General features: G+C 63.4%; 7 protein-coding genes. All 7 read right to left on the bottom strand.

Translation table 11 applies throughout. The features are described 5' to 3' along the window. Nucleotides 1-161: hypothetical protein (locus K8I04_10815; GenBank protein MBZ0072201.1), on the bottom strand; the 161-nt coding region annotated here is incomplete at its 3' end. 72 nt (nt 162-233) lie between these two features. Continuing rightward, nucleotides 234-2,381, bottom strand: coding sequence for a VTT domain-containing protein (locus K8I04_10820; protein ID MBZ0072202.1), 2,148 nt, complete (start codon nt 2,379-2,381; stop codon nt 234-236). A 674-nt stretch (nt 2,382-3,055) separates the two neighbouring features. Next, nucleotides 3,056-3,454, bottom strand: coding sequence for a cytochrome c (locus tag K8I04_10825; GenBank protein MBZ0072203.1), 399 nt, complete (start codon nt 3,452-3,454; stop codon nt 3,056-3,058). A 58-nt stretch (nt 3,455-3,512) separates the two neighbouring features. Next, nucleotides 3,513-3,863 carry a sel1 repeat family protein gene (locus tag K8I04_10830; protein MBZ0072204.1) on the bottom strand — a complete coding sequence of 117 codons (351 nt, stop codon included), beginning with the start codon at nt 3,861-3,863 and terminating at the stop codon, nt 3,513-3,515. Between the two features lie 299 nt (nt 3,864-4,162). Beyond that, a complete protein-coding gene (gene truD, locus K8I04_10835; GenBank protein ID MBZ0072205.1) occupies nt 4,163-5,227 on the bottom strand; it encodes a tRNA pseudouridine(13) synthase TruD in 1,065 nt (354 codons plus the stop codon). A 210-nt stretch (nt 5,228-5,437) separates the two neighbouring features. After that, nucleotides 5,438-5,923, bottom strand: a complete 486-nt coding sequence (gene ispF / locus K8I04_10840) for a 2-C-methyl-D-erythritol 2,4-cyclodiphosphate synthase (GenBank protein ID MBZ0072206.1) — start codon at nt 5,921-5,923, stop codon at nt 5,438-5,440. Nucleotides 5,924-6,026: 103 nt separating this feature from the next. Continuing rightward, complete coding sequence (gene ispD / locus K8I04_10845) at nt 6,027-6,680, bottom strand: 2-C-methyl-D-erythritol 4-phosphate cytidylyltransferase (protein MBZ0072207.1); 654 nt, start codon at nt 6,678-6,680, stop codon at nt 6,027-6,029. Nucleotides 6,681-6,740 lie beyond the last annotated feature (60 nt).

Below are 6,740 nucleotides of genomic sequence, written 5' to 3' on the forward strand. Positions count from 1 at the left end.
CCCCCCCCCGGCCGGTGTTCTGGACCGGCAACACCGTTGCCGCGCCACCGACGGCACAACCCAGACCTTGATAACCTCAGGCTCATTCGGGCGCGATACAGCATTACGCCACAGTTGGTCGCGCTGATATCCAGCTTGTTACAGATTTCTTTGGTGGGCAGGCCGGAGAGCTCTCTGAGGGTGAAGACCTCCGCGAAACCCGGGGCGGTTCAATATCCATCAAAAACCGTGTGTCAGCTTGTCCGCAGCCAGCGTTTTGCGAGCCAGACAAGGAGGATCAACGCACCACCGAGTCCGACGGCAATGGCGGAATTTACCAGCGACGGTGCAGTGAGTGCTTCCCACAGCGAGTTCGAAAACAGGGTGATTGCACCGAGGCCTGGTGCGAGTCCGATAAGCGATCCCACCAGGAACTGCCGCGCCCCCAGGTGGGAACTGCCTGCGATCAGGTTGAATATAGCGAACGGTGCGACAGGAACCAGTCGCAGTATGGCGACTGCGATCGTTCCACGTTTTGTGAGACGTTTACTGAGTTGTTCGATGCGCGACCCGCTCAGACGCTTCAGCAGGCCGTGCCCGAGAAGCCTGCCACCGAAAAAACCGATCGCCGATGCGCCCATGGCACCAGTCAGTACATATGCAAAGGCTTGCCAGCCCCCGAACACAACACCGCCAATGACCGCGAGCAGGGTGAGCGGCACCATCAGCAGGCTGGCGATGATAAATCCGCCTATCGCGACCGCAGTACGCACCTCGAACGATGATATCGAAGCGAGATACTGTTGTACCCGTTCCGGGGACAGTAACTCCAGTAGTGGTGTCCAGCGCCACGCGGCGGCGAGTCCCAGCAACAGGAGCACGATTATGGCGAATATCAGCAGGCGCCGTCGGCCCGGAGATTTGTGTGCTACCGGGACATAGGCTTCAACAAAATATTCCACACTGAACGGCTCTGCCGGATCTATCAGGTAGGAATCCGGTACCATCTCGTCAACGTTTTCGGGCACCGAACAGTCCAGCGGACGCAGACTGCGCTGGTCGCTGCGCAAACTGTCGATTGCCCTGATCGTGCTTCCCTCCTGTTGTATGGCCCGTGTGACATCCTCTGGCGTGCAGGCGAGATGCTCGGCCAGCAGACGGGATCGCAGTCCATGGATGTATCCGGCGATCCTGTCATTCGCCTGTCTCGATTCGAGCGCAAGGTCACACTCTGTATCCAGCCCCATTGAGCGATTGCTGGTATTCGACGACCCGATCCGCAACAGGTGGTCGTCGACGATCAACAGCTTTGCGTGCACGCTGATACAGGTATCACCCAGCCCGGGTTGATAGGGAAAGTAAACTCTCAGTCGATCGTGCTGGTCCACATCGTGCAAGCGTTTCATAATGCGCCCACGCACGACATCCATGGTGACTTGTTCCAGCCACCCCCCCGTCTGTTCCGGAAGTATCAGGATTACTTCCGGTCCATGCTCCTCAGCGAGGCGTTCCGCCAGCGCGTCGGCCAGGACGTGCGCGGTGAAATACTGATTTTCGATGTAAATGGTTTCCCGGGCCGAGGCAATGGCGTCGATGTAGAGGCGCTCGACTTCTCTGACCTCGTTGCGGCCACGGTAAGCGGGTTCGGTTCTGGCGATCGCGATATCCACGCCTTCAAGCTCGGCAGCAATACTGTTTGGCCAAGGACACCCCTGCACGCCGGCCGGGGCTGTGATACGCCTGCCACACAACCGTCGCCAACGCTCGCGGGCGAGTTCTCCCAGCCGGCGGGCCGCAATGCCTTCGACCAGCATCATCATGTCATGAAAGGGCGGGTATGCCTTGCCATTAGAGTCAATTCGGCGCGGGTCGTCGGGCGCGTGTTCCGCGGTATCCCAGCGCCAGCGACTCAGGTCGATACCGCCCACGAAAGCGATACGGTCATCGATAACCACGACTTTCTGATGATGTGATGCACCCTTCGGATGTTTATCGTCAAGCCGGAAATGAAAGCGGGGCGGAGTCTGCAGGCGCAGTCTTAATGCCGGCAGCAACTCGCGCTCGGCAGCGTAGATCATGTTGAAATCCCATAACAACAGGTAGACGTGTAAATCCGGTTTTTGTTTTACGAGGGTGACAAGAAACTCACCGAGCTTATCGGGAAAGTCGCCGTCCGGGTCACCGCGGTGCAGTCGTTCCTGACGATCGAAGTCCCAGCCAAGAATCAGAATCTGACGTTCGGCGGCCCGGCAGGCTTCGGCGAATGCAGCGAAATAATCCGCCGTATCGACAATCGTGGCAAGGCGGGATGCCCGCTCGTACTTCCAGAAATTGCGTCCCGACACGAGAACCGGATTTCTGCCGGATAACTCTCGGGATCCACCCGTTTCTGCATCGATCACTGTCGGTCTCCGCTGCGCCTGTTACCGTACGCCAGCCTTGTTCATGCGACCAGAAGCGCACGTACTTTGTATGTTACGAAACCTGGCTCGAAGTGGCTCGCCGATTAGGGGCATGAGCCGCCATGAATACTCCTGAGACCGGCTTCACGTTGGCGACCTAAAACCTGCACCGCGGTGCCCTGATGGGTTGCAATGCCGCTACGTCCGGGCTGATGACATTGCTGATCGGCATCTGCGTGGAGTTGTTGGGTGAACGCGAGCCGGGTATAGGTTGCTTTATGGGTATGCTGAGCGCTGCTCCGGCGCCGCCATTCTATGTACTGCTGGCCCAGCAACATAGCGAAGGCATTACCGGCTTTGGCTTACTGATCGTTTCCAGTGGTCTGGCGGCGAGTCTGGGTGCACCGATATGGGGACGAATGGGGGATCAATACAGTCGACGCATGATGGTCATCGCGGCGGCGGCGGGGATACCGGGACTGCTCACCTGGTTGCTCGACAACATGGGAACACCGGTCATGAACAGCCCATTGACCTACGCGGTGCTATTTTTCCTGATTGCTGTGTTCCACGGGGGTGTCCGGCTGTGTATAGGCAGTATAAACCGCCATTTTTTTGGTGGCTCGCAGCGTGTAGCCGGCCCGGATTCAGACGGGAAACCCCGAGGTGGTTCATCAGTGACGGCCGGCCGCCCGCGCCTTGGCGAGTTCTTCGAACGTCACCGGTCGGGCGTCGTTGCCCCAGGCACTGCGCTGGTAGTTGATCAGGTCGAGCAGTTCGGTGTCGTTGATACGGCCTGTATAGCCGATGGGCGGCATGGTGCCCGAATACATCTGCTTGTCGACGATCAGCCCGCCGTGATAGCCGAAGATGATCCGGCCCAGATACACCTGTATCTGCGCCGGGTCCTCGGCGGTGACACGCGGATTGCCGGCGAGCGGCGGGAAGATGCCGGGGACCCCCTTGCCGTCGGGCTGATGACAGACGGCGCAATGCTGCAGATACAGCGCCTCACCCGGCGACCCGGCCTGCGCAGCGGCTGCCGTCAGCAGCAGACCGATCGTGGCCAGCATGTACGGGACCGACCGTCCCCTCCCCGTTCCTGCTCTGTTCATTCGACTCGCCTCTGGTTCAATGCCGGCCCGGTGGGCGCCGCCGCTGCCGCAGCCAGCGCATGGCCGGACTACCCGTGTACGGTCGGCGCTCCCGGCAGAGTTCCAGGGCGCGCGCGTGGTCGGCATCACTCATGGATGCGGCGATCGTAGTGCGCAGCGACAGGGCATCCCGGTCGCCCTGCTCGTCGGCCAGGGTCAGCCACATGAAGGCCCGCGCCACATCCTGGGTCACGCCGCGGCCCTCGGCACAGATCAGGCCCATGGCGTACTGGGCATCGACGTCGCCGAGTTCAGCCTGGACCTCGAGTTCGGCGGCCACACCGGGGTCGTTGCGCAGCAGGATGAGCGAAGAGATGTCCGCGGCCATGAGGGTGACTCCGATGAACGATCCTGTTGGAACTCTAGCAGCCCGGCGCCAGGATCACCAAGGTGGCCTCAGCCCCGTCAGGCGCATTGAACGCTCGATAAAACCTTTCCTGGCCACGGGATCTACGACAATGTATCCGGTGCGCTGAACCCATTCATGGCCACGGAAGCACACGGAAACACACAGAATATAAATTTCGATGCATCGACATCTTCCGTGTATTTCCGTGTGCTTTCGTGGCCATTAATTGATCTTTCTGTGTTGTTCCGTGGCTTCCGTGGCCAACACTATTTTCAGGTTCATGGCGGCTCCTCCGCCGGACCCGCATCGATGTCGGCGACCAGTTCGCGCAGCAGGGCCGTGGCATAGCTGCCGGGCGGCAGCGTGAAGGTGAGGGACAGTTCCGTCGCGCCCGCCCAGGTCCAGGACAGCGCCGCGGGGCGCACGCGCAGCGCGCGCCGGTCCTGCTCCAGGCCGGCACGCTCCAGGCCCGTGCACCACGCCGTCCAGGGTTCCAGGCAGGTCAGCTCCAGGGCACGTGCGGCACCACGCGTCGCCAGCTCGCCGCGGCCCCATAACGGCCCGGTCGGATGCACTTCCAGGGCCTGCAGGCGCCGTGACAGTTCCGGGTCGTGCCCGTCGGCGCTGAACCAGGCCCGACTGCCATCCAGCTGCAGCACCTCGCCGTCGAGCAGCGTGTCCCAGGTGCCGGCCGCGACCCGCGCCGCCAGCACCTGATTGAACAGGTGGCTGCGCGCTGCCGACAGATACAGCCCACGCTCGTGGCGCGCCGGCCGCCGGCCCTCACCGCGCAGCATGCGTGCCGCCGCCTCGAGATTCCCGCCATCGTGGCCAAAGCGCTGTGCCCCGAAAAAATTAGGCAGGCCACGCACCGCGAGTGCCTGCAGCCGCGTCTCCGCCGCCGTGCGGCTGCCGCTGAACTCGCGTACCCGGATCTCGAAGTGGTTGCCGCGCAGCGCACCGCGCTTGAGCTTGCGCGCATGACGCGCGGCCTGCAGCAGCGTGACGCCTTCGACCGCGAGCTGCTCCCAGTCAGGGTCGGCACGGCCCGGCAGTTGCACCGAAAACCACTGCTCGGTCACCGCCCGGCGGTCCTTGAGTCCGGCGTAGCTCACGTCGCGCGGCGCCACGCCGGCGAAGCGCGCGATCTGGCACGCCACCCATTCGGTGTTGGCGTTGCGCTTGCGGACCTGCAACCAGACATGCTCACCGGCACCGTCCGGCGCGCAGATGGGGATCTCGCGTACCACGAAGTCCTCCGGCTCTACCCGCAGCCGCCCCGTCCCCGCCGGGCCACCGAAGGCGCAGGGCAGATTCGCGGTGTTCGCCAGGTCGGTCGTCATCTGTTCATCCTTCGAGTGCGTGCGGCAGGTGACGCCGGCCACCGTGCAGCGGCAGCCGCGGCGCATCATCGTGCATCAGCCGATACGCCACGCTGCACCTCGACGCCCGACGAGACTGCATGCCTGGATGGCATTCGGGGTTTTCCACACCGAGCCCTTTCCGTGTTTTTCCGTGTGCTTCCGTGGCCAAAAGATGTTCGTGAATTCCGCTCAGTCCGGCGGCGTGTCGAGCAACAGCACGGCCGCCAGCACCGCGATACCTTCCTTGCGGCCGGTGAAGCCCATCTGCTCGGTGGTGGTGGCCTTGATGTTGACCTCGCCGCTGCCGACGCCCAGATCCTGGGCGATGATGGCGCGCATGGCGTCCCGGTAGGGTGCGAGCTTCGGCGCCTGGGCGATGAGGGTGATGTCGGCATTGCCCACGCGCAGGCGCCGGGCACGCAGCAGACCCATCACTTGGGCGAGCAGCCTGCGGCTGTCGATGCCCTGATAGGCAGGATCGCTATCGGGGAAATGCTGGCCGATGTCACCGAGCCCGGCGGCACCGAGCAGCGCGTCGCATAACGCGTGCAGTACCACGTCGCCGTCGGAATGGGCGGCCAAGCCGTGGCTGTGCGGGATCTCCACCCCGCCCAGCACCAGCCGACCGCCTTCTTTGAAGGCATGTGCATCGAAACCCTGACCGATTCTCATGATCGTCTCCTACACCCTGGACACCCCATAACCACGAAGGACACAAAGGTCACGAAGTCTTCTACAAAATTTATTCTTTGTGCCCTTCGTGGTTGAACGTATTCATTCACCCGAGCCGTCCCTGCCGCCGCAGATAGAACTCGGCCAGGGCGAGGTCCTCCGGCCGGGTGATCTTGATGTTGTCGGCGTGGCCCTCGACCAGGCGCGGTCGTTGCCCGGCGTGCTCCAACGCCGCGGCGTCGTCCGTGACACGCTCGCCGGCGGTGCGCGCGGCGGTCAGCGCTGCGTACAGGGCACCCAGTCGAAACATCTGCGGCGTGAGCGCATGCCAGAGGCGGCTGCGGTCGACAGTGGCGGCGCAGCGGCCGTCATCGGCCGCCTGCTTCATGGTGTCACGCACGGGCACGGCCAGCAGCCCGCCGACCGGGTCGTCGCGCAACGCGGCGACCAGCTGCCGCAGGTCTTCCGCCCGCACACAGGGTCGTGCGGCATCATGCACCAACACCCAGTCGTCGTCCGCCGCCTGCCCGCGCAGCTCCTGCAGGGCATTCAGTACGGAATCGGCACGCTCGGCACCGCCCGGCGCGACGAACAGTGGACAGGGAAGCCGGCACTGCAGTGCGGGCCAGTAGGGATCATCGGAGGCGATCGCCACCACGACCCCGGCGAGCCCCTCGAGCGCGCACAGTGCCGCGAGGCTGTGCTCCAGCACCGTGCGATCGCCGAGCTGCAGGTACTGCTTGGGGAGGTCCGCCTGCATGCGGCGGCCACTGCCCGCGGCGGGAACGATGGCCCAGAGGCGGAGGGTCGGGGGTTGGGG

It is taken from the genome of Gammaproteobacteria bacterium (assembly GCA_019911805.1).
Taxonomy (GTDB): Bacteria; Pseudomonadota; Gammaproteobacteria; order Thiohalobacterales; family Thiohalobacteraceae; genus JAHJQQ01.

Bases quoted from the DNA above. Each gene is read 5' to 3' on its own strand.
- K8I04_10825 (MBZ0072203.1), bottom strand. From the start codon at position 3,454: ATGCTGGCCACGATCGGTCTGCTGCTGACGGCAGCCGCTGCGCAGGCC.
- K8I04_10830 (MBZ0072204.1), bottom strand. From the start codon at position 3,863: ATGGCCGCGGACATCTCTTCGCTCATCCTGCTGCGCAACGACCCCGGT.
- truD (MBZ0072205.1), bottom strand. From the start codon at position 5,227: ATGACGACCGACCTGGCGAACACCGCGAATCTGCCCTGCGCCTTCGGT.
- ispD (MBZ0072207.1), bottom strand. From the start codon at position 6,680: ATGCAGGCGGACCTCCCCAAGCAGTACCTGCAGCTCGGCGATCGCACG.